Genomic DNA, 20,606 nt, shown 5'->3' on the forward strand with positions numbered 1-20,606 from the left:
AAATGCCCGATATGTTCGATCACTCTCAAGAGCTGCAACTGCTCCAGTTGGAACGCCAGATAGCAGCAGCCAGAACCAACACCCTGATGCCATCCGCTTTTATATGCGCCGACTGTGATTCTCCAATTCCTGAAGCACGTCGCGCCGCATTGCCGGGTGTGCAGTGCTGTGTCCACTGCCAGCAGATCCGAGAAATAAAACGCAAACACGTCCGCGTATGACTTCAGTTAATCGGGGGCGTTTTGCCCCCTCGCCACCGCCGCCATTTACGGTAAGTTGCCGCGAGACTTTCGTCGGCGCTTATCCGTGGAATGCACCACGCAAAGCCATAGGTCGTGAAAGACAACTTACCCGTGAAGAATACCTTCAGGGGCAAGCTGTTTTAAATAAAATCAACAGTCTGCCGTATTTCCTGCGCTCGCTGTTTATCAGCCGCCATGCCAATCTACAAAAGCACCAAGGCCAATTAGCTGCTAATAAGTATCTGGCTCTCAACTTTATGCAGCTTATTTGGCCACGCATTCAAACCGTAAACCAAAAGCATGGTTTAAAACACGATATCGCCCTTGGCTTTTTAAGCGAGGAAGAGACTTATTTAAGTCTGCCAGGCATGAATGATAAAGAACTGGTTAGATTTGCAGGCCGTATTTCTGCACAGTTATTTTCTGCCTATGAAGAACTTAGCGATACCTATATTGCTGAACATAATGGCGATAAAACAGCACTCTTCAACGATAGCGCACAAACCAAACTCTATGGCCATATTGCTGGCATGGCACGGTCATTAAATGTTACCCCGCTACACTGGCGTAAATATCGTAAAGGTAAGTTAACCATGCGCCACGCTTTCTCCGCTATTGCCCGATTGGTCAATGATGAATGGTGGACACGTCAGCTTAAAGCCCTGCGCATTCGTTGGCGGGAAGCACTATTAATTGCCGTCGGCGAAGTAAATCGTCACAAATCCGGTTATGCCAGCAAGCAGGCGATTAAAGATATTCAATCGCGCCGTTTGTCTAATATGGAATTTCTGAAGGGCTGCGAACTGGAAAATGTTGATACCGGTGAGCGTATTGATCTGATCGATAAAGTGTTGGCCAGTATCTCTAATCCAGAAATTCGCCGCATGGAATTGATGAATACCATCGCCGGTATTGAGAAATATGCCGCTAATATGCAACACGTCGGCATGTTCATCACCATCACAACCCCTTCCAAATACCACCCAACTCGCGTGGTAGAGAATAGTGAAAAAGAGAAAGTCCTGTTTAATCACAAATGGGATAAAGAGGCGTTTACGCCCAAAGATGGTCAGCGTTACCTGTGCAAAATCTGGAGTAAGATGCGCACAGCGTTCAAAGATAACGACCTGAAAGTTTACGGCATGCGCGTGGTCGAGCCTCACCACGATGGCACCCCTCACTGGCATATGATGCTGTTTTGTGAGCGTCAGCAACGCCGACAGGTGATCGACATCATGCGCCGTTATTCTCTAATGGAAGATGGTGACGAACGTGGCGCAGAAAAAAATCGCTTTGAATGCAAACATCTGAAAAAAGGCGGTGCGGCTGGCTATATCGCGAAATACATTGCCAAGAATATCGACGGTTATGCACTGGATGGCGAATTGGATCATGAAACTGGCCAGCCGCTAACTGAAACTGCTACTGCCGTCACCGCTTGGGCGGCAACGTGGCGCATACCTCAATTTCATCCGATTGGTGTTCCGACAATGGGTGCTTACCGTGAATGCCGCCGCATTCGTGGTCTAAGCCTTGCCGAAAGTTTCGATGATCAGGTTGAGGCGGTACGTGCTGCAGCTGATGCCGCTGATTTTGCCGCCTATATCACTCAACAAGGTGGGGCCAACGTACCGCGCGATCAGCAAACCATTCGTGTAGCCCGTAAGGTAGCCGAAGAACTCAACGCCTATGACGAAGAAGTACAAAAGGTGATCGGCATTTATGCCCCTCATCTCGGCGAATCTAAGATTTATGAAACCCGTTCAACCCAATGGCGTATTGTCGCCAAGGCCGTTGACGTTGAGCTTTTGACTTTAAAAAGCGCCTCTGGCGCGCCTCGGAGTTCTGTCAATAACTGTGGGTTGGCTGCTGAAGTAACCACCATTGAACCGAAAAAATTACCACCTGAAAGCATCTATTCACCGGTAAATACCCCGATAGATTGGGATGATGAAGGCAATGTGCTGCTGATTAAGTCAATTTTACGCGGGCAAACTCCCACTATTAACCATAAACAGCGCCCCTATGATCCGTATCACTGTCGCGAGGCCGCTCCTTCTGCCCGCCTGACACAAGAAGAACGGGCACGTTTGCCCAAAATTCGAGCCGAACTGACCGCTAAAGGTATTCAGCCTACACGGTGGGAACTGGAGGCACTGACACGCGGAGCCAAAATCCACTTTGGCGATCTGGTGTTTCACTATCCACGGCTAGATACATGGGGAGATATGACTAAAGATTTATAGCTAAATCGCCATATCCGAACAAAGTCTCATAAAAACATTGATGTACTTGACTAACGAAATCGCTCGAAACAATAATACTGTATATTTATACAGATAGTAAGGAGAGATAAATATGGAACACATTGAACAAATCTATCTTGCCCTGTCACGTATACAATTCATCGCTGAGATTTCCCTCACCGCATGCTGCAAGCATGAAGAAATGGAAATGGCACTCTACCTAATCTCTGATTTAGCGGACGAATGCTTGCCGAATAATGGGCATAAGGAAGTGTTCTATAAGGCTTCACCTGACTGCACACGATGATTAAAAAATGTTTATCAGGAGTGAATCCCAAACGTGAAACTGGCGATATTCCAATAGTAAATTCATGTTTGCTAATATGTGCCTGCATTTTTCATCAGCACACGCAGAAAGGAATACCATGAATAACGTAATCGCTTTTTTGTCTCTGTCGCTTTTATTGATGGCCACATTAAACCGCCACTAGACGTATTCCGGGCCAAAAACAGTGACAAAGACCCAATCGTTAGCTCCCTTGATGTGATGTAGGCCAAACTTCGGTGAGTAACATGGGTACTTTGTCACTTTTTATCATTCAACTCATGACGCTATACCATAGAAAGTGGGGATTGATATACATCAACTGCCTAGGGACATTCCCAAGTAGTATACCTTCAGAGTTTAAAACCCTATTTGGACCACCTTAAACTACAGGTGATATCATTAATCATCTGTGAACCTTGAGAATATGCAGCTAAATGATTTCACAATATGAATACGTCGTTCGCCAATTAGCTAGGACGAAAAACAAAAAACACGAGCAATATGTCGTTACTGGCATTGTGCATAAGCTAAACCGCGATGACATAAAATTTGTTACTCAGCAGTACGTGAAAAGAGAATCAGGGCGAGCACTGACCGATCTTTATTTCCCAGCCATTAACCTGCATATTGAGATCGATGAACCCTTCCATCTCAAACAAGCCGAACACGATAATCTTCGAGAAGCTGATATTATTGATGCTACTGGCCATGAGGTTATTCGCATCTCAGTTGATGGTTCATTACGTCAGATGAACGAACGTATAGACGATTGTGTTGCTGCAATCAAGTCTAAGATCGGTGCATTAGGCGATTGCTTTGAGCCTTGGGATATGGATAAAGAGCTATCTGTCGAACCTCACATCCACAGAGGCTATATCGATGTGAAAGATAACGTAGCATTCCGCAGGATTACTGATGCCTGTAACTGTTTCGGACATAACTACAAGTTTCTCCAGAAAGCCGGAGCCAAACATCCCTACCATGACGATATACTTATCTGGTTGCCCAAACTTTTTGATAATGAGCACTGGAGCAATCAGATCTCTAATGATGAAAACGTCATTACTGAAATACCTAAGTCCGAAGACGCCCAAGCGGCTCACTTTGATAAATGGATGGCAGAAACGAGAAATAAACGTCTGGTTTTTGCAAAAGCCAAAGATAATTTAGGAATGACTCTTTACCGCTTTAAAGGGCTTTATGAGTTAAACCCAACGAAAAGCAATCGCACCATAGGCCTATATTGGCAACGTATTTCTACTAGGGTGAAAACCTATCCATCACCGGCAAGAAACCCTGATTGAAACGGTAGATGCTATTCGCAACCCATGCATGCATTGAGCGCATGAATTTGCATGACGATCCGCTGCCAGATTTGAGCGTACTAAGCCAGTACTGGCGCGGATCTACCATGATCACTCAACTGCATGAAAAGGCCCTATAAAGCGGGCAGGAGTGGCGGGGATACGATTGCGCGCGATGGGTTCTGCTGGTCATCACTATATGGATGGACTGTGACATTTACAGAGTAAACGAAATTATCTATTCTTAACAAATAGGCACCATAAAGTGACACCACTATTAGGTTGTCATAGTGTCAAAATCTGGTACCATAATAGTTATGAACAAACGACACCAAAAGACGTTATTAGATGTATATGCTCGACCAGTAAGTGGTTCAATAAAGTGGTCTGATATTGAAGCGCTTTTTATTGGATTAGGGGCAGAGATACACGAACGGGAAGGCTCAAGGATTGCGGTGCTGTTAAAAGGTGAAAAGCGTATTTTTCACCGCCCCCACCCCAGACCGACCACTGATAAGGGAGCGGTTAACTCCATCAGGTTATGGCTTGACAGTTTAGGAATAAAACCATGAACAACACAATGAAAATTGACGGCCACACTGCCATCATCAACTTTGATCCAGAAATTGAAATGTTTCGGGGTGAGTTTATCGGCTTGAATGGTGGCGCTGATTTCTACGCTTATAGTGTGGAAGAACTGAAAAAAGAGGGTTCACTCTCCCTATCGGTATTTTTAGATGAGTGCAAAAAAGACGGTATCGAGCCGTATAAATCTTATAGCGGTAAAGTCACTGCACGGCTAACACCTGAGCGCCATCAGGCACTCACTGTTACCGCTCAAGCTACCGGTCATTCGATCAATGACCTACTGAATGAAGGTGCAGATCTGGTTATGCAGAAATATACTTGATTATTCAATCAGTTATATATTTAGCACCACCTGAATGCTTCATAGTAAGCAGCATTTATGATTCAGAGCCTACTAATAAAATAAGGCTATGTAGGTTAATGAAAGGCATCGCATTTAATGACCTGAAGACTAAAATAATCAGTAACCCTGAAGCTAAACAGACCAGCGATAAAACAGATTACGAGCTAAAACTCGTCTAGTTACTCGATAATATGCGAGAAAAAGCAGGTTTGACCAAAACCGAGCTTGTGGAACGTTTAGGCGCTAAACCACAGGTAATCAATCAATTAGAAGGCAACCCATTGAGTGACAGTATGCTCACTTTGGAACGCTATTCTGCTGCCTGCGGGGTTAAATTATAGATGACTGTAATATAAAAGATAATAAACGATATATGAGTTTATGGCTTAAACATAGATAAGAATCTGAGTGCCATCAGGCACTACTGTTGCCGTTCAAGTTACCGATAACTCAATCAATGAATTAATGAAGATACTGATATCTTTATGGGTAAAAGTCATTACATTTCAACTCATTAATCACTCATAGAGAATAGTATTATTAATGCTTATACATGCAACTCATATCTGCAAAGTAAGTAAAACACGCAATGATCTCTTTTTTGTACACAAACTATACAGTTATAAATTGAGATATGACGTTACATAATTTATGCATGCAATTATGTGATATCCCACTGTAAAATATCAATAAATTTGATGAATTATCTTTGAATTCATGCAAGTTGATGATATTAATTTACCATACATAATTATTTTCAATTTTATGGGTAATTTTACAATGTCACTTGTAGAAGAAGTTATCGAGCTTACAAGAAAAGATGAATCTCCAATTTTAGAGTTTAAACGCCAATGGTATTGGGACAATAGTACCCCAGTGAATGAAATGGCTGCTAAATGGGGGGAGTTTCAAAAAGATCTAATATCTCTAAGTAATGCTTATCTTGAACAGCAAGGAAAAAAACGCTATCTAATAATTGGATATTCCGACGAAGATGGTGATTTTTTTGATATTAATAGAACCAATATAAAACAACTATCTGATAAAAGGGAATTTAAAAAAAGTATCATCCAAAAATTGGAATTAATTACAAAGCCTGCTTTAAATAATTTTTCCATTGAGTTTCTAGAAATTAAAGGAAAAGAAATTCTTGTTTTTATTATTGAACCTCCATCGTATTTATTTGAACTAAAAAAAGAACTCAAAACTAAAACCAGGCACCATGATGAAGGTGCTATTCTCGTTAGAAAAGGTCAATCTAACGAACAAGTTAGAACTTCAACCCAAGAAGAAACTAAAAAACTCAATTATGAATTAAAAACCTACCGTGAACAGAAATCTTTATTTGAAAACGAAAAAACAAAGACAAAAGTAAGAGATACCAGTAAAGATAGAAGCATCGAAAAAACAGTTCAACTTTTCATCGATAAAAACAAAAATTATTCACTTGATATTGATTACCCCATAAAGCATAAAGATTGGGACGAAAACATTATTTTTGAATTCTATCGATTATCTGATATATTATCAGATAAAATATATTTTTTATATTTACATGAAAGTTCCACTCAAGCAAAAACATTTGGTTACTTAAAGCATAAAAATATATTAGATGAAAAAACAAATAATAGATTGATAATATTAACCGAAAGACCGAATATAAAGGACAATGAAAAGAGAAAAGAAAATATTAAGTCTCAATTTTTGTCTGATAAAGTTTATTTTATAGATGAATTTGGCTATGAGTATCTATATAAAGATTGCATTGCAGATTATATAAAATACAACTTACCTATCTATGTTGATAGTATGGTGGAAAACTCTGAAGATAATAAATCAGCGCACTCATACCTTCATGAGTGGTACATTAAAGATGCAGAACCTATATTTGTCATTAAAGGGCATGGTGGCATTGGAAAAACAACTCTAGCCAAACAATTTTTAGACCATATATATGGATTAAATCCCAAATCTGGAATTCTATTTATTGACTCTAACGAAATCATAAATGAATTAGCAAAAATAAGTGACTCCACTGGAAAAATTGACGATATCTTTGATTTTTACAGTGCTCAGGTCGGATTCTATGATTCGAATGAACAAATTTTTTCAAAAGAATTGTTACGGCTATCGATTGATAATGGTAGTTTAATTATCGTATTAGATGGTTTAGATGAAGTGATAGCCAGACTTGGAGTTAGATTTGATACAACTGCATTCCTCAGTTCTATTTTTAGCAACTATTCAAATACATTACAAAAGGCTAAAATACTTATTACTTGTCGAGATCACTTCTGGGATAACTCTGGTATGGATATGCAAATACCAGAGGTAACGTTAAAACCATTTAATATTTCTCTAGCAACAAATTTTTTCAATCAAGCTTTCTCAAATGATGAAATAAAAACAAACAGAGCTCTTGCTATAGCAGATAAAATTGCAATCCAAAGTAATGATGATGATGAATATTCTGATGCTGTTTATATTCCTTATGTTTTAGACATAATTAAGTATTTGGTGAAAAGTAAAGACGAGAATATTGGCCTTAAAGAAAATTTAAAGAGTGAAATTATAAACTCCAATTTCCAAGATGATTTTGTGGTCGCAAGCGTATGTTCTAGAGAAGTTAAGAAGCTAGAGACATTAGATCTTGATGCTCAGCTAAAACTTCTTATTAACATAGCTATTTCTGACAACAGCTCTATTAGTTTATACGATGTAAAATTAATACTCAACCAGCAAGGCATTAATGCTGATGATATTTTAGTTGATAAAATAAAAGGGCATCCATTACTAACATGTTCAGGTAACTCATTATCATTTCGGTATGACTTCTTCAACTCGTATTTCAAATCACTATACATTTCTAACTTCTTAAATTCATCTGAAATAAAAAATCTAGATGATAAAACTATAAACTTAATTTCTGGATACGTTAGATACAATAATAGCTTTTCACGCGCCGTTTGCGAGAGAATTAATTCATCAGAAGCTTTGACTCTATTCATAATAGAATGTATTGAATCAATTGAATCTAATGAAAAAATCATCAACAAACCTCATTTCATGTCATCTATATTCATGTTACCCCTGACATTATTAATAGTGTCCAATAGTTTAAATAGTAATTTAGAGAGTAGAACAAAAATAATGTTGGATCTATTTGAAGAAAAAGGATCTATCAAAGAAATGAGTTTGATAAATATATTTGGATATGAAGCATCAAAACCAACTTTTGATTTTAGAAATAAAACCCTTGAAAACTGTACTTTTGATAATTATGAGTATTTTTGGGATTGCCAATTAAATGAAAATACCAGATTCAAATCAGGATACTTCAACGCATTAACACCAAGGAGTGGATTGAAACCAACATTCTATGAAGATACTTTTGGCCCTGATTGTGACATCAATGGTATAAAAGAAATAATAACAACGCGGAATGATGACGTATCAGACCAATTAAAAATCATAAGAGACGATTTAATAAGGTTATTTAAAATATTTCATGAGAGAGGAAATTTCTATCCTAAAAAACAAGAACAGGTTAGATCTAAAGTCTTTACCTCTCGATTTTTGCCCACGCTAATAAAAAACAAAATAATATTAGAATATATTGACAAGAAAAAACCAAACTTTGAACAATATATTGTGTCCCCCAAATATTCGCCCATTCTAAATTTACTTGAGCAAGGAGGGGCCTGCTTGGAATTTGATGACGTGGTTTCTCTGTTTATAAAATAAACTTTCCATGTGCCACGCTGCAAATCAATGCAATGTGGCACAATAATTGACTTCCGTTTATTACTGATAAGATATGGATCACAGAAGATACCCCCTAAACCCCACAACCACCTCCCCTACCCACTCATTCACCTCTTTCATTCGTTCCTGCAACGGCATCAACTCATTCCTTACAAACACCTGACTGGCCTTTTCTATGTCACCAAATCCGCCGGTGTTATTGGGGATGATACCCATCATCTGCGGTGGTACGCGGTGGGCGCTGAGTAGGTCGTCGCGGCTGGCGTTTTTGATATTAAAAAAATCGTCTTTGGTGGCCACCTCGCTGAGTGGGACGATCTTGATACCGTCAGGTTTGCCATTTGGGGCGTAGAAAAACAGATTTTTAAAATTCCCTAACCCTTTGGTACTGCGCATGGCGTTGCGTAAGGTTTCTACATCGGTATTACTTTGGGCCGCATCGGTGACATACATGATATAACCGGCATGTGCGCCATTCTGGAAATACTTGCGACGAAATAACGTGGCCGATTCGTTCAGCCATGCTGAGTTGAGTGAACTGAGATATTCCGGCAAGCCGTAAAGCTCCTGATTGATATCCGGTTCAATCAGGTGAAATACCGTGCCTGGCTCAAAGCGATGCGGTTCGCGGAAAGATTGCACGAACCAATACACATCATCTTCTACTCCACGGCGGGTATATTTGGCCGGTGAACATTCCAGCCGCATTAACTTGCCTAAGCGATTGAAGCGCTTCTCCAAAAAGGCATTACCGAATACTAAGAAATCCAGTGCAAAGCGGCTAAACTCTTGGGCGCTGAGCAGCGGATGTGGGATAAAAGTGCTGGTCAGAATATTACGTTTCACATAAATCGGGGAGCTGTGATGTACCGCCGCACGCAGACTTTTGGCCAACCCGGTGAAACTGATCGGCGGCTCAATCCATTTGCCGTTACCAATGCATTCGGCGTAATCCAGAATGTCACGGCGATCCAACACAGCAGAAGGTTCGCCAAAGCTAAACACTTCCATTGGTTGCTGCGGTTGCCGAGTTAGATTGGTTGATTTTACTGCCTTGCGGCCTTTGCGTTTGCTCATCAGTTAAAATCCAGAATTGAAGATTGGGTATAACCGTTACCGGCGGTTAGCGGCTCGTTAATCATCGCGTGCATCGCCGCCCATGCGATATCTGCATGACTGGCGTCCTCGCTGCGGCTGGCTTGGTAAGTGGCTCGGCCACCGCTGGCGGTCATGGTTTTGCGGATAGCCATAAAAGATTGGGTGATATCGGTGTGGCCGGAGTCATACTCCAGCCGCCCACTGGTGATCAGGTCTTTGGCTTTCAGCACCAGCGCGGTTTTAATCTCCGGGCTGTAACGAATTTCCCGCACCACCGGAAAGAACTCCCGCACCAGTTGATAAACGCCCTGCCCAATGCCCGTGGCGTCGATACCGATATATTCCACACAGTATTTTTCAGTTAGGGTTCTGATGGATTCAGCTTGAGTGGCGAAGTCCATTCCCTTCCATTGATGGCGTTCCAAAATGCGGAATTTGCCGCCGGGGACCAGCGGTGGAGCCAATACCACACATCCCGCACTATCACCGGTGTGAGATGGGTCATAACCCAACCAAACCGCCCGATAACCAAAAGGTCGATAGGAGTAAGGATTAAAATCGTCCCACTCCTCCAGACTATCGACCATGCAGCCCTGCAACTCTTCGAACGGAAATACCGAGGTTTTATCATCGACGAATTCGCACATCAGCAGGTTTTGATATTCCGCTGGGCTGTATTCCAGCGCGAGTTGGTCGAGGTCAAACAGGTTGCAGCCGCCTGCCAACGCATCTTCGACAGTGACAATCTGCCGCCACTGACCGTCGCCACACAGCGCACCGTGCATCAAGTAGCTATGGCTGAGATCGACATAAATATGTTGTTCTTTGTTTTTACGCCCTTTATTAAACAGTTCGCCAGACCAAAACGGATAAGCGCTGTGGGCCAGACTGGATGGCGTGGAAAAATAGGTGGTACGCCATTTTTTGTGTAATGACATACCCGAAGCCACTTTGCGCAGCTCCTGAAACTTGGGTATCCAAAAGTATTCATCAAGATACAGGTTGCCGGTGTAACTCTGAGCGGTGCGGATATTAGTGCCGAGAAAGAACAGCCGCGCACCGTTGGCCAGCACCATCGGATCGCCTTTCAGGTCAACTTCTACCTGCCGGGCAAAATCAATGATGTAGTTTTTGAATACATGGGCCTGTGCCTTACTGGCTGACAGGAAGATCTGATTACGCCCAGTGGTTAGCGCATCTATTAGTGCTTCACGGGCAAAGTAGAAGGTCGCGCCAATTTGGCGCGATTTAAGAATATTGCGAATACGGTGCTGCAAGCCAGCCCGATACCAACCTTTCTGATATTCAAACGTAGTTTCCAGAAAAATATCATTCAGCGCGTCAATAGCCGCGTCACTAAACACATTCTTCTCGGCTGCCTTACGTTCCCCTTTATTACGGTTACGTATCTTCGGATTCAGATCGGCTTCATTGCCGGTTTGGTTGTAGCGGTTAACTCGTGCCAATCGCTCAATCTGGCGGCCTAGCAGGTCAATCTCTTTGTAGTCGCAACCCTCCTTGTTATTTTTCATGATCAGTTGAATCAACCGCGCTTCCAGACTGCTCTCCACGCGCGATACCGGGGAAACGTCCTCCCAGGCATCCCGCTGTTTCCAGCTCTGCACGGTTGGCGCTTTCTGGTTCAGTATCTCGGCAATCTGGCGCACAGAAAAGCCCTGCCAGTAAAGCAAAGCCGCCTGCCGCCGTGGGTCACTGATAAGAGTAGTTGGGGTCGTCATCATGAGCGCAAGGCTACGAAAACGAGTTTAATTCTTCCTCAACTCACTGTTGTGTCAGTGATTAAAGGATTTAGAGTGGTGGCGATGGAGCTTGGGAGTCAGGAAACTAGCGCTGATTTAACTGACCCATTCACGGACTCCCATTATGGCCAAGAAAATTTCTAAGTTTTTCCGTATCGGCGTCGAAGGTGATACTTGCGATGGTCGTATTATCGACGGTAATGACATTCAGCAAATGGCCGATACCTTTGACCCGCGCGTGTATGGCTGCCGCATTAATCTGGAACACATTAAAGGTTTACTGCCTGACAGCCCTTTTCGTCGTTACGGTGATGTGGTTGAGCTAAAAGCCGAGAAAATCAACGATGATTCCGCGCTAAACGGTAAGTGGGCGTTATATGCCAAGGTGGTGCCGACCGACGATCTGGTCGCGATGGTGCAAGCCCGACAAAAGGTTTACACCTCAATGGAGATTCGCCCGAATTTCTCCAACAGCGGTAAATGCTATCTGATTGGCTTGGCGGTGACTGATGACCCAGCCAGCTTGGGGACTGAAATGTTGGAATTCTGCGCCCGCGCCAAAACTAATCCGCTGGCGGGTAAGAAACTGGAACCCACCGATCTGTTCTCTGTTGCCGTTGAGGCCGCGATTGAATTTGAAGAAATTCCTGAACCCGGAATCAGTCTACTTAGCCGGGTAAAAGAGCTGTTTAATCGCAAGCAATCCTCTGACGATGCCCGTTTTACTGATATCCACGCCGCTGTGACCACCGTAGCCGAACAGCTGCAAGTTCAGGCTGATGCTAACGAGCAGCGTTTTCAACAAATTGAGCAACAGATTGAAGCCAATCAGCAGCAACTTTCTCACCTGCACGCCAGCCTCGACCAGAGCGAAAGCCTGATCCAACTGCGCCGCCCGATGGCCAACGGCGGTAATGGTGACGAAACCTTTCTGACTAACTGTTAATAACCAGACTGAGAGAGCCTCATGCGACCTAATACCCGAATCAAATTCAACGCTTACCTGACTCAGGTTGCCAAATTGAATGGCATTGAGGTGAGCGATGTGACGAAGAAATTCAGCGTCGAGCCGTCGGTTACCCAAACCCTGATGACCCGAGTGCAGGAGTCATCCGAGTTTCTCAGCCGTATCAATATGGTGCCGGTGGCCGAGTTAACGGGTGAGAAAATCGGTATCGGCGTCACCGGTTCTATTGCCAGCACTACCGATACCGCGACTGGCGACGAGCGTGAAACCGCTGACTTTGCCGCGCTAGAAGCTCGCCGTTATCAGTGTGAACAGATGAACTTCGATTTTCATATCCGCTATAACACGCTGGATCTGTGGGCGCGGTATCAGGATTTTCAACTACGGCTACGTGATGCCATCGCCAAACGTCAGGCATTGGATTACATCATGGCGGGCTTTAACGGTGTGAAACGTGCGGCTACCTCCAATCGTCAGCAAAACCCAATGCTGCAAGATGTAGCCGTAGGCTGGTTGCAAAAATACCGCAACGAAGCACCGCAACGGGTGATGGATAAAGTGACCGGTAAAGAGGGTGCGATAATTTCCAGCGTGATTCGTGTCGGCGAAAATGGCGACTATAAAAACCTCGATGCGCTGGTATTTGATGCCACCAATACCATGATTGACCCTTGGCATCAGGAAGACCCCGATTTAGTGGTGATCTGTGGCCGTGAGTTGTTAGTCGATAAATATTTCCCACTGATTAACCAAAAACAACCCAATAGCGAAATGCTGACAGCGGATGTGATTGTCAGCCAGAAACGTATCGGCAACTTGCCAGCGGTGCGCGTACCCTACTTCCCTGCCAACGCCATGTTAGTAACCCGTCTGGACAACCTATCGATCTATTTTATGGACGACAGCCACCGCCGTCATATCGAAGAAGTTGCCCGCCGCGATCGCATCGAAAACTACGAATCCATCAAACAGGATTATGTGGTGGAGGAATACGGTTGTGGTTGCCTGATTGAAAATATCCAACTATTGACTGAAACAAAAAACGAACATTCAGAGACTGGAGCCTAAACCATGTTAAGCCCCGCCAGACGGCACATGATGCGAGTTTTAGCGGCGGAGGCGGCGCAGCAAATTGATGAGCCGCTGCGCCATGCCAATCGCTATGAACTGATGCTACTAAAACTGGCTGAAGATATTCGCGCTCTGAAAAATGTGCATTCAATGGAGCGCAAAGCTGAACGCAAACGGGAAATGCTGCCCTATTACGCCCCTTGGGTGAACGGAGTATTGAGCGAAGGTCGAGGCGCACAAGATGCGGTATTGATGACGGTTATGGTGTGGAAGCTGGATATTGGCGATATTGCCGGTGCGCTGGAGATTGCCCGTTATGCTTTGCACCATCGCCTCGTGATGCCAGATCGCTATAAACGTTCTACGCCTTACTTATTGGCTGAAGATGTGGCCGATGCCGCCACTCGCGCCCATAGTGCTGGCCAGCCCGTCAATATCGACCACCTGCTGGCCACAATGGAACTGACCGATGCCGAAGATATGCCCGATCAAGTGCGCGCCAAGCTACACAAAATCGCTGGTATAGTCCTGCGGGACAATGGCAAAACCGAATCAGCCTTGGTACATCTCAGGCGCGCGTTACAGCTCAATAGCCATTGCGGTGTGAAAAAAGATATTGAACGGTTGGAGAGCCAACTGCGCAGAGCCAGCCGCTAACCAAACGCGCCCCGCGCCGGGCGGCACGCAAGCCGCGACAACTTGCCAGATCAACGCTTGCGTTCACCGCCCTCTATTTTGAGGTTGTCATGACGACAGTGATTATTTCCCCAAAAGATAAACAGCCACATGGTGGTACCGTAGTCATTCCGCCATCTGCACATGACGAGCCACTGATAAAGAACACATTCTTCTTTCCCGATATTGATCCGAAGCGCGTTCGTGACCTGATGCGCCTTGAGCAAACCATCGCCCCAGCCCGGTTACGGGAGGCCATTAAAACCGGTATGGCAGAAACCAATGCAGAGTTACACGATTTTCGCGAACAGCAAGTCGCCGCTGGGTTTAACCGCCTTATAGATGTGCCGTCGGATGAAGTCGATGGGGAGAATATTCGTGTTTTCCATTATGTGCGCGCCGTTTGTGCAATGGCGACCGCGACCTTGTATGAACGTTATCGCGGCGTGGATGCCAGTGCCAAAGGCGACAAAAAAGCTGACAGTATCGACAGTACTATTGATGAATTGTGGCGGGATATGCGCTGGTCGGTCTCGCGCATCCAAGATAAACCACGCTGTATTGTGGGCCACATCTGATGCAAATCATTGCACAACAAGGCGATACCCTTGACCTCATTTGCGCTCGATATTACGGGTACACAGAGGGAGTATTTGAAACGGTGCTCGCCGCGAATCCGGGGCTGGCAGAACTTGGGGCAGTGCTGTCACATGGCACTCCCGTTGAGTTGCCAGATGTTCAAACCTCACCTGTCACAGAGACTGTAAACCTGTGGGACTGACAATGGAGAAGATCAGCACATTTATTACTTACTGGTTATCAGTAGCACTTGCATGGTTCGGTACACAGACGCCAGATAGGTTTGCACTCTATATCGGTGGGAGCTGCGCCATTTTTACCGCGCTGGTTAATTTCTGGTATCGCCGCAAAACCTTTAATTACCTCAGATCTATGGGGCTTAATACAGGGGTGACTCGTGAACTCAATCGTTAAACGTTGCAGTATCGGTGTGGTGCTGGCGTTGACGATATTGATGCCCGATTTTCATTTGCTACAGACCTCGCCGGAAGGTCTTGATCTGATCGCAGACCTTGAGGGATGCCGTCTACGGCCCTATCAATGCAGCGCAGGAGTGTGGACATCAGGTATTGGTCACACTGCTGGCGTTGTACCTAAAAGAGATATTACCGAGCGTGATGCGGCGGAAAACTTAGTCGCCGATGTTCTCCATGTTGAGCAACAACTGGCGGCTTGTGTGCCGGTAGACATGCCGCAGCCGGTTTACGATGCACTTGTCAGTTTCTCGTTTAACGTCGGTACGGCAGCCGCCTGTCGCTCAACGCTGGTTTCGTATCTAAAACACCGACAATGGGAACAGGCATGTAATCAACTCTCTCGCTGGGTATACGTCAATGGAGTCAAAAGTAAAGGGCTGGAGAATCGCCGCCAGCGTGAACGTGCTTATTGTCTTAAGGGAACGCAATGAAAACACTCATCGTGTTGCTAATTCTGGCCGTGTTCGGTGTGCTATGGCTGCGTGACGAGAACGACAAATTAAGCCGGTCGCTTGAGGGAGCTAATCGTGTCACTAACGAGCAAAAAAACACGATTAGCATGCTAAAAAATCAACTTAACGTTGCTGCCAACCGAGCTGAGAAAAATGAGAGAGCACAGGTTGCCCTGCGTCGGAAGCTTGATGCCGCCGGAAAACTGGCAGCACAGCGAGAACAAACCATCACAAGATTACTCAATGAAAACGAAACCTTTCGCCGCTGGTACCGCACTGATTTGCCTGATGTTGTGCGCCGGATGCACCGACGCCCCGCCTGTGCATCCGCCAGTCATTGTTTACAGCGGATGCCCGAGAGTCAGCCTTTGCCCGATGCCCGGCAGCGACCCGACAACTAACGGCGATTTGAGTGCCGATATTCGTCAGCTTGAGCATGCACTTGAACGTTGTGCGTTACAGGTTGAAATTGTTAAACAATGTCAGGATGAATTAGATGCTGAAACCCGACAGTTTGCGCAAGACCCTCACTGATGCTGTGCCGGTGTTGCGTACCAATCCCGATATGCTGCGTTTATTTGTCGATAACGGCAAAATTGCCGCCACACTGGCCGCCTCACTGTCATTTGAAAAACAGTACACTCTCAATGTAGTGGTGACGGATTTCACTGGTGATATTGATTTACTGCTGGTGCCGATAATGGCATGGTTACGTGAAAGTCAGCCCGACATTATGACCACTGATGAAGGCCAGAAAAAAGGCTTTACATGGTATACCGATATCAATAACGACAATAGCATTGATATCAGTATCAACCTGTTACTGACCGAGCGTACCCTTGTCAGGGAGGGCGACGGCGCGTTACATGTACAAAACATACCGGAGCCACCGCGACCAGAACCGATAACGCGACCGGCAAAAATGTGGATTAATGGTGAACTGGTGAGTCAGTGGAATGAATGAATTTAAACCATTTGAAGATAAGTTGGCTGGTCTGATTGCTGCACTATCACCCGCAAGCCGTCGCCGTATGACTGTCGAAATTGCGAAGAAGCTGCGCCAACGTCAGCAGCAGCGAATCAAATCCCAAAAATCGCCTGATGGCACGCCCTATGCTCCGCGAAAACGCCAACCGATCAAAGCAAAGAAAGGCCGAATCAAGCGGGAGATGTTCACAAAATTGCGTACCAACCGCTTTATGAAAGCCAAAGGCGATGACAATGCTGCCGTGGTGGAGTTTACCAGCAAGGTACAGCGTATTGCCCGAGTGCATCAATATGGCCTAAAGGATAAACCGGGTCGCAACAGTGCTGCGGTGGAATATCCAGAACGACCATTGATGGGGTTTAACTCTGAGGATTATAAAGTCATTGAGAAAATAATTACCGAAATTCTGTCATGATTATTGGCAATATACTTTCACTTTCAATGTACTTTAAAACTCAGTTTTCCTATTTATAGTTTTGATTTTCATTGGTTCTTCCTCAGCCTTTATCTCGCTCTGACAATGCTTATTCATGAGTTTAAGAATAAAAAAGATAAATAGCATAATAAATAAATAGTTCCCAAATGACATGCTTGGAATACTCATCAATATCGCCCACAAAAACATTGTATATACCGCTATAAACTGATTAACTTTGGATACTGAAAAATTTTGTGGTGCATGCATCAACTCTTTCCATTTTTTATTTTTTTCCATGCAGTTTTGTCGGTGTAGAACTGTTTTATAAAGTGGACCCGTTATTTCATCTTCAAGCCTATCAATATGAAACTCCCAATTTTCTTGCCAAAACTTGCTGCCCTTATTAACTAAAAACCAACCATATGAGAAGACAAAACCGGTTGAGGCAATGAAAATAAGGTACAGGTCAGCATTATCAATGGCTTTTTCAGAATGCTTTGAAGCTAACAGTAAGAACCCAGCAAACATTGCTGCGATTAATGTCCAAAAATAAGCAGTTCGCTTCCAATACAGCTCAATTTCAAATTTTCTAATCTCATGTGCCTTTTCAAGCGCCAGCAAATTTCTGTCGTATCTTGCCTTTCTGGCATAGAACTTCCTAATCCCAAACGCCCTGTTGTAGTCACTTTCCTTCATGTTCTTTCCTTAATCTTTTAGTTGAACTCAGAATAATAATCTCTAATCAGGTTGTATCAACGATAGCAGAGCATCAACTAATTGGTTTACAACAATATCTTATGCAATCTATTTGTTATGAACACACTCGCTAATATTCAAGAACTTGCCCGCATGCTGCGCAATATGATCCGCACTGGCGTGATTGTCGAAACCGACCTGATTGCTGGCCGCTGCCGTGTGCAAACGGGGGGTATTTATACCGATTGGCTCCAGTGGTTGACTCACCGCGCTGGACGTTCGCGCATATGGTGGGCTCCATCGGTAGGTGAGCAGGTATTAATTCTGGCGGTCGGCGGTGAACTCGACACTGCTTTTGTGCTGCCGGGGATTTTTTCTGATGACCATCCCGCGCCTTCGGAATCGGCGGATGCCCTACATCTAGCTTTCCCTGATGGTGCCATTATTGAGTATGAACCGAAAACCAGCGCCCTGAAGGTGTGCGGCATTAAAACCGCCGATATCAGCGCATCGCAAACTCTTATCGCCTCCGTGCCAGAAGTACGGGTTAGCGCATCAACCCGCATTACTCTCGACTCGCCCGAAGTGATTTGCACCAATACGCTGATTGCTGGCTCACTAGAGGTACAAAAAGGCGGCAAGATGAGCGGCAATATTGAACATAGCGGCGGTTCATTGTCGTCAAACGGCAAAGTGTTGCATACCCACCAACACCCAGGCGACAGCGGCGGCACAACAGGAGCGCCACTATGACCGCAGGTTACATCGGTATCAGTCGCACTACTGGTCGGGCGATCACCGATGCAGAGCATATTCGTCAAAGTGTGAGTGATATTTTGCTTACGCCCATTGGTTCGCGTGTGATGCGCCGTGATTATGGTTCGTTGCTGTCTTCCATGATTGACCAGCCGCAAACTCCCGCCCTTGAGCTGCAAATCAAGGTGGCTTGTTACATGGCGATCCTCAAATGGGAACCGCGCGTAAAGTTGACCTCGGTGACCACAGAACACCGGTTTAACGGTCAGATGGTGGTCAACTTGACTGGCCAACACGCTGAAACGGGCGAAAATCTTTTGTTAACCCTTCCTGTGAGTTGAAACCATGCCGATTATCGACCTGAACCAGCTCCCCGCGCCGGATGTGGTAGAGAAGCTTGATTTCGAAACCATCCTCACCGAGCGCAAAGCGACACTGATTTCTCTGTTCCCCGAAGAACAGCAGGAAGCCGTTGCACGCACGCTAGCACTGGAGTCAGAACCGCTGACCAAACTCCTTGAAGAAAATGCTTACCGTGAGGTTATCTGGCGTCAGCGAGTTAACGAAGCAGCCCGCGCCAATATGCTGGCCTATGCCGTTGGTCATGATCTTGACGTGATGGCGGCAAACAACAATACCGAGCGGCTTACCATCACCCCGGCAGATAACACCACAATTCCACCCACACCGGCAGTGATGGAGTCTGACACCGATTTGCGTCTGCGAGCACAGCAGGCATTCGAGGGGCTGAGTGTGGCGGGGCCGGTCGGGGCTTATGAGTATCATGGTCGCAGCGCTGACGGGCGTGTTGCGGATATTTCTGTTGTCAGTCCTACCCCTGCTTGTGTGACCATTACTGTGCTATCACGTGAAGATGACGGCACTGCTAATTCTGATCTACTGGCCGCCGTAGAAAAAGCGCTCAATGCTGATGACGTGCGCCCGGTGGGCGACCGTGTAACAGTACAGAGCGCCAAGATTGTGCCATATCAGATTAATGCGACGTTATATTTTTACCCCGGTCCCGAGCAAGAACCCATTAGACAAGCGGCAGAACAGCAACTCAAAACCTATATCAGCTTGCAGCATCGGATCGGGAGGGATATTCGCTTGTCGGCCATCCATGCCGCGCTTCACGTTGAAGGAGTGCAGCGTGTGGAACTGGCTTCGCCGGCACATGACATGGTGCTCGATAAATACCAGGCATCTTATTGCACTGAATATACGATCACTATAGGGGGGACGGATGAGTGATAATCGCTTGTTGCCCGTGGGTTCGTCGGTGCTGGAAGTCGCCACCGCAATGGCTGCGGCTGAAATTAGCCGAGTGCCAGTGCCACTGCGCACATTGTGGGATCCGCAGCGATGTCCTGTCGCACTGTTACCTTATTTGGCGTGGGCGCTGTCGGTTGACCGGTGGGATTTTAACTGGCCGGAAGCGACTAAACGCCATGTTATTGCATCCTCATTTTTTATCCATCAACACAAAGGCACTATCAGTGCATTGCGGCGGGCGGTGGAACCGCTTGGCTATCTGATTGAGATTAAAGAGTGGTGGCAGCTTAACGAGGAACCCGGCACTTTTCGCCTCGTTATTGGAGTGCTCGACAGTGGTATTACTGACGAAATGTATCAGGTGCTCGAGCTTTTAATTAATGATGCCAAACCAGCAAGCCGCCACCTAATAGGCCTTAATATCAGTCTAAGTTCAAGCGGTAGCCTATTTGTCGGTGCAAGTTGTTATCACGGTGAAACGCTGACCATCTACCCCTATATAGCGGATGAAATCACCGTCGGGGGCGAGTTCTTCCCAGCTTCAGCTATACATTTAATTGACTCACTGAACGTGTAAAC

At 45.2% G+C, this 20,606-nt stretch carries 25 protein-coding genes; 22 read left to right on the plus strand and 3 right to left on the minus strand.

The features are described from left to right. Nucleotides 1-2 precede the first annotated feature (2 nt). The 7 genes from A6J67_RS16515 (at nt 3) to A6J67_RS16550 (ending at nt 8,795) form a co-directional block, all read left to right on the plus strand. On the plus strand, nt 3-221 hold the full coding sequence (locus A6J67_RS16515; RefSeq protein WP_080608268.1) for a TraR/DksA family transcriptional regulator: 219 nt from the start codon (nt 3-5) through the stop codon (nt 219-221). Continuing rightward, nucleotides 218-2,488 (plus strand): replication endonuclease, encoded by a 2,271-nt coding sequence (locus A6J67_RS16520; RefSeq protein ID WP_080608269.1) that lies wholly within the window; start codon nt 218-220, stop codon nt 2,486-2,488. Before A6J67_RS16515 ends, A6J67_RS16520 begins: the two co-directional genes overlap by 4 nt. Before the next feature lie 112 nt (nt 2,489-2,600). Next, nucleotides 2,601-2,795 carry a hypothetical protein gene (locus tag A6J67_RS16525; RefSeq protein ID WP_080608270.1) on the plus strand — a complete coding sequence of 65 codons (195 nt, stop codon included), beginning with the start codon at nt 2,601-2,603 and terminating at the stop codon, nt 2,793-2,795. A gap of 455 nt (nt 2,796-3,250) precedes the next feature. Further along, the gene (locus A6J67_RS16530) at nt 3,251-4,120 is read left to right on the plus strand and encodes an AbaSI family restriction endonuclease (RefSeq protein ID WP_080608271.1); all 870 of its coding nucleotides are present in this window, start codon (nt 3,251-3,253) and stop codon (nt 4,118-4,120) included. Nucleotides 4,121-4,437: 317 nt separating this feature from the next. Further along, nucleotides 4,438-4,692 (plus strand): type II toxin-antitoxin system HicA family toxin, encoded by a 255-nt coding sequence (locus A6J67_RS16535; protein WP_050162496.1) that lies wholly within the window; start codon nt 4,438-4,440, stop codon nt 4,690-4,692. Continuing rightward, nucleotides 4,689-5,030, plus strand: coding sequence for a type II toxin-antitoxin system HicB family antitoxin (locus A6J67_RS16540; protein ID WP_080608272.1), 342 nt, complete (start codon nt 4,689-4,691; stop codon nt 5,028-5,030). The genes A6J67_RS16535 and A6J67_RS16540 overlap by 4 nt, the downstream gene beginning before the upstream one ends. Nucleotides 5,031-5,831: 801 nt before the next feature. After that, nucleotides 5,832-8,795: an NACHT domain-containing protein gene (locus A6J67_RS16550; protein WP_192945337.1), complete on the plus strand. Its 2,964-nt coding sequence runs from the start codon at nt 5,832-5,834 to the stop codon at nt 8,793-8,795. 78 nt (nt 8,796-8,873) lie between these two features. Here the strand turns inward: A6J67_RS16550 and A6J67_RS16555 are convergent, their stop codons facing one another. Both A6J67_RS16555 and A6J67_RS16560 read right to left on the minus strand, forming a co-directional pair. Continuing rightward, a complete protein-coding gene (locus tag A6J67_RS16555; protein ID WP_105165846.1) occupies nt 8,874-9,893 on the minus strand; it encodes a phage portal protein in 1,020 nt (339 codons plus the stop codon). Next, nucleotides 9,893-11,656, minus strand: coding sequence for a terminase ATPase subunit family protein (locus tag A6J67_RS16560; RefSeq protein ID WP_080608274.1), 1,764 nt, complete (start codon nt 11,654-11,656; stop codon nt 9,893-9,895). The genes A6J67_RS16555 and A6J67_RS16560 overlap by 1 nt, the downstream gene beginning before the upstream one ends. 142 nt (nt 11,657-11,798) lie before the next feature. Between A6J67_RS16560 and A6J67_RS16565 the strand changes: the two genes are divergently transcribed. The 11 genes from A6J67_RS16565 to A6J67_RS16615 all read left to right on the plus strand — a co-directional run bounded on the left by A6J67_RS16565 (nt 11,799) and on the right by A6J67_RS16615 (nt 17,297). Beyond that, complete coding sequence (locus A6J67_RS16565; RefSeq protein WP_080608275.1) at nt 11,799-12,620, plus strand: GPO family capsid scaffolding protein; 822 nt, start codon at nt 11,799-11,801, stop codon at nt 12,618-12,620. A gap of 21 nt (nt 12,621-12,641) precedes the next feature. Continuing rightward, nucleotides 12,642-13,709: a phage major capsid protein, P2 family gene (locus A6J67_RS16570; RefSeq protein ID WP_080608276.1), complete on the plus strand. Its 1,068-nt coding sequence runs from the start codon at nt 12,642-12,644 to the stop codon at nt 13,707-13,709. Nucleotides 13,710-13,712: 3 nt separating this feature from the next. Next, nucleotides 13,713-14,369: a terminase endonuclease subunit gene (locus A6J67_RS16575; protein ID WP_080608277.1), complete on the plus strand. Its 657-nt coding sequence runs from the start codon at nt 13,713-13,715 to the stop codon at nt 14,367-14,369. 89 nt (nt 14,370-14,458) lie between these two features. Further along, nucleotides 14,459-14,965 carry a head completion/stabilization protein gene (locus A6J67_RS16580; RefSeq protein ID WP_080608278.1) on the plus strand — a complete coding sequence of 169 codons (507 nt, stop codon included), beginning with the start codon at nt 14,459-14,461 and terminating at the stop codon, nt 14,963-14,965. After that, entirely contained in the window at nt 14,965-15,168 is a 204-nt protein-coding gene (locus tag A6J67_RS16585) for a tail protein X (RefSeq protein ID WP_080608279.1), read from the plus strand. The genes A6J67_RS16580 and A6J67_RS16585 overlap by 1 nt, the downstream gene beginning before the upstream one ends. Continuing rightward, nucleotides 15,159-15,380: a primosomal protein gene (locus tag A6J67_RS16590; protein WP_080608280.1), complete on the plus strand. Its 222-nt coding sequence runs from the start codon at nt 15,159-15,161 to the stop codon at nt 15,378-15,380. The genes A6J67_RS16585 and A6J67_RS16590 overlap by 10 nt, the downstream gene beginning before the upstream one ends. Then, entirely contained in the window at nt 15,364-15,873 is a 510-nt protein-coding gene (locus A6J67_RS16595) for a lysozyme (RefSeq protein ID WP_080608281.1), read from the plus strand. The genes A6J67_RS16590 and A6J67_RS16595 overlap by 17 nt, the downstream gene beginning before the upstream one ends. Continuing rightward, nucleotides 15,870-16,295 (plus strand): Rz-like lysis system protein LysB, encoded by a 426-nt coding sequence (gene lysB / locus A6J67_RS16600; protein ID WP_080608282.1) that lies wholly within the window; start codon nt 15,870-15,872, stop codon nt 16,293-16,295. Before A6J67_RS16595 ends, lysB begins: the two co-directional genes overlap by 4 nt. Continuing rightward, complete coding sequence (gene lysC, locus A6J67_RS16605; protein ID WP_080608283.1) at nt 16,183-16,428, plus strand: Rz1-like lysis system protein LysC; 246 nt, start codon at nt 16,183-16,185, stop codon at nt 16,426-16,428. Before lysB ends, lysC begins: the two co-directional genes overlap by 113 nt. Further along, nucleotides 16,391-16,858 (plus strand): phage tail protein, encoded by a 468-nt coding sequence (locus A6J67_RS16610; protein ID WP_080608284.1) that lies wholly within the window; start codon nt 16,391-16,393, stop codon nt 16,856-16,858. Before lysC ends, A6J67_RS16610 begins: the two co-directional genes overlap by 38 nt. Further along, nucleotides 16,851-17,297, plus strand: a complete 447-nt coding sequence (locus A6J67_RS16615; RefSeq protein WP_080608285.1) for a phage virion morphogenesis protein — start codon at nt 16,851-16,853, stop codon at nt 17,295-17,297. The genes A6J67_RS16610 and A6J67_RS16615 overlap by 8 nt, the downstream gene beginning before the upstream one ends. A gap of 33 nt (nt 17,298-17,330) precedes the next feature. On the opposite strand, the gene A6J67_RS16620 is transcribed toward A6J67_RS16615, so the two are convergent. After that, nucleotides 17,331-17,996: a hypothetical protein gene (locus A6J67_RS16620; protein ID WP_080608286.1), complete on the minus strand. Its 666-nt coding sequence runs from the start codon at nt 17,994-17,996 to the stop codon at nt 17,331-17,333. A 117-nt stretch (nt 17,997-18,113) separates the two neighbouring features. On the opposite strand from A6J67_RS16620, the gene A6J67_RS16625 reads away from it, so the two are divergent. The 4 genes from A6J67_RS16625 to A6J67_RS16640 are packed head-to-tail and all read left to right on the plus strand — an operon-like array spanning nt 18,114 to nt 20,604. Beyond that, entirely contained in the window at nt 18,114-18,749 is a 636-nt protein-coding gene (locus tag A6J67_RS16625; protein ID WP_080608287.1) for a phage baseplate assembly protein V, read from the plus strand. Then, entirely contained in the window at nt 18,746-19,093 is a 348-nt protein-coding gene (locus A6J67_RS16630) for a GPW/gp25 family protein (RefSeq protein ID WP_080608288.1), read from the plus strand. The genes A6J67_RS16625 and A6J67_RS16630 overlap by 4 nt, the downstream gene beginning before the upstream one ends. A gap of 4 nt (nt 19,094-19,097) precedes the next feature. Next, entirely contained in the window at nt 19,098-20,006 is a 909-nt protein-coding gene (locus A6J67_RS16635; protein WP_080608289.1) for a baseplate assembly protein, read from the plus strand. Beyond that, entirely contained in the window at nt 19,999-20,604 is a 606-nt protein-coding gene (locus A6J67_RS16640) for a phage tail protein I (protein WP_050162476.1), read from the plus strand. The genes A6J67_RS16635 and A6J67_RS16640 overlap by 8 nt, the downstream gene beginning before the upstream one ends. The last annotated feature ends 2 nt before the right edge of the window (nt 20,605-20,606 follow it).

Source organism: Yersinia sp. FDAARGOS_228, from assembly GCF_002073315.2.
Taxonomy (GTDB): domain Bacteria; phylum Pseudomonadota; class Gammaproteobacteria; order Enterobacterales; family Enterobacteriaceae; genus Yersinia; species Yersinia intermedia.

What these genes read in the sequence shown, in the direction of transcription:
- A6J67_RS16515 (WP_080608268.1), top strand. Translation starts at nt 3, where the DNA reads ATGCCCGATATGTTCGATCACTCTCAAGAGCTGCAACTGCTCCAGTTG.
- A6J67_RS16520 (WP_080608269.1), top strand. Translation starts at nt 218, where the DNA reads ATGACTTCAGTTAATCGGGGGCGTTTTGCCCCCTCGCCACCGCCGCCA.
- A6J67_RS16525 (WP_080608270.1), top strand. Translation starts at nt 2,601, where the DNA reads ATGGAACACATTGAACAAATCTATCTTGCCCTGTCACGTATACAATTC.
- A6J67_RS16530 (WP_080608271.1), top strand. Translation starts at nt 3,251, where the DNA reads ATGATTTCACAATATGAATACGTCGTTCGCCAATTAGCTAGGACGAAA.
- A6J67_RS16535 (WP_050162496.1), top strand. Translation starts at nt 4,438, where the DNA reads ATGAACAAACGACACCAAAAGACGTTATTAGATGTATATGCTCGACCA.
- A6J67_RS16540 (WP_080608272.1), top strand. Translation starts at nt 4,689, where the DNA reads ATGAACAACACAATGAAAATTGACGGCCACACTGCCATCATCAACTTT.
- A6J67_RS16550 (WP_192945337.1), top strand. Translation starts at nt 5,832, where the DNA reads ATGTCACTTGTAGAAGAAGTTATCGAGCTTACAAGAAAAGATGAATCT.
- A6J67_RS16555 (WP_105165846.1), bottom strand. Translation starts at nt 9,893, where the DNA reads ATGAGCAAACGCAAAGGCCGCAAGGCAGTAAAATCAACCAATCTAACT.
- A6J67_RS16560 (WP_080608274.1), bottom strand. Translation starts at nt 11,656, where the DNA reads ATGATGACGACCCCAACTACTCTTATCAGTGACCCACGGCGGCAGGCG.
- A6J67_RS16565 (WP_080608275.1), top strand. Translation starts at nt 11,799, where the DNA reads ATGGCCAAGAAAATTTCTAAGTTTTTCCGTATCGGCGTCGAAGGTGAT.
- A6J67_RS16570 (WP_080608276.1), top strand. Translation starts at nt 12,642, where the DNA reads ATGCGACCTAATACCCGAATCAAATTCAACGCTTACCTGACTCAGGTT.
- A6J67_RS16575 (WP_080608277.1), top strand. Translation starts at nt 13,713, where the DNA reads ATGTTAAGCCCCGCCAGACGGCACATGATGCGAGTTTTAGCGGCGGAG.
- A6J67_RS16580 (WP_080608278.1), top strand. Translation starts at nt 14,459, where the DNA reads ATGACGACAGTGATTATTTCCCCAAAAGATAAACAGCCACATGGTGGT.
- A6J67_RS16585 (WP_080608279.1), top strand. Translation starts at nt 14,965, where the DNA reads ATGCAAATCATTGCACAACAAGGCGATACCCTTGACCTCATTTGCGCT.
- lysB (WP_080608282.1), top strand. Translation starts at nt 15,870, where the DNA reads ATGAAAACACTCATCGTGTTGCTAATTCTGGCCGTGTTCGGTGTGCTA.
- lysC (WP_080608283.1), top strand. Translation starts at nt 16,183, where the DNA reads ATGTTGTGCGCCGGATGCACCGACGCCCCGCCTGTGCATCCGCCAGTC.
- A6J67_RS16610 (WP_080608284.1), top strand. Translation starts at nt 16,391, where the DNA reads ATGCTGAAACCCGACAGTTTGCGCAAGACCCTCACTGATGCTGTGCCG.
- A6J67_RS16615 (WP_080608285.1), top strand. Translation starts at nt 16,851, where the DNA reads ATGAATGAATTTAAACCATTTGAAGATAAGTTGGCTGGTCTGATTGCT.
- A6J67_RS16620 (WP_080608286.1), bottom strand. Translation starts at nt 17,996, where the DNA reads ATGAAGGAAAGTGACTACAACAGGGCGTTTGGGATTAGGAAGTTCTAT.
- A6J67_RS16625 (WP_080608287.1), top strand. Translation starts at nt 18,114, where the DNA reads ATGAACACACTCGCTAATATTCAAGAACTTGCCCGCATGCTGCGCAAT.
- A6J67_RS16630 (WP_080608288.1), top strand. Translation starts at nt 18,746, where the DNA reads ATGACCGCAGGTTACATCGGTATCAGTCGCACTACTGGTCGGGCGATC.
- A6J67_RS16635 (WP_080608289.1), top strand. Translation starts at nt 19,098, where the DNA reads ATGCCGATTATCGACCTGAACCAGCTCCCCGCGCCGGATGTGGTAGAG.
- A6J67_RS16640 (WP_050162476.1), top strand. Translation starts at nt 19,999, where the DNA reads ATGAGTGATAATCGCTTGTTGCCCGTGGGTTCGTCGGTGCTGGAAGTC.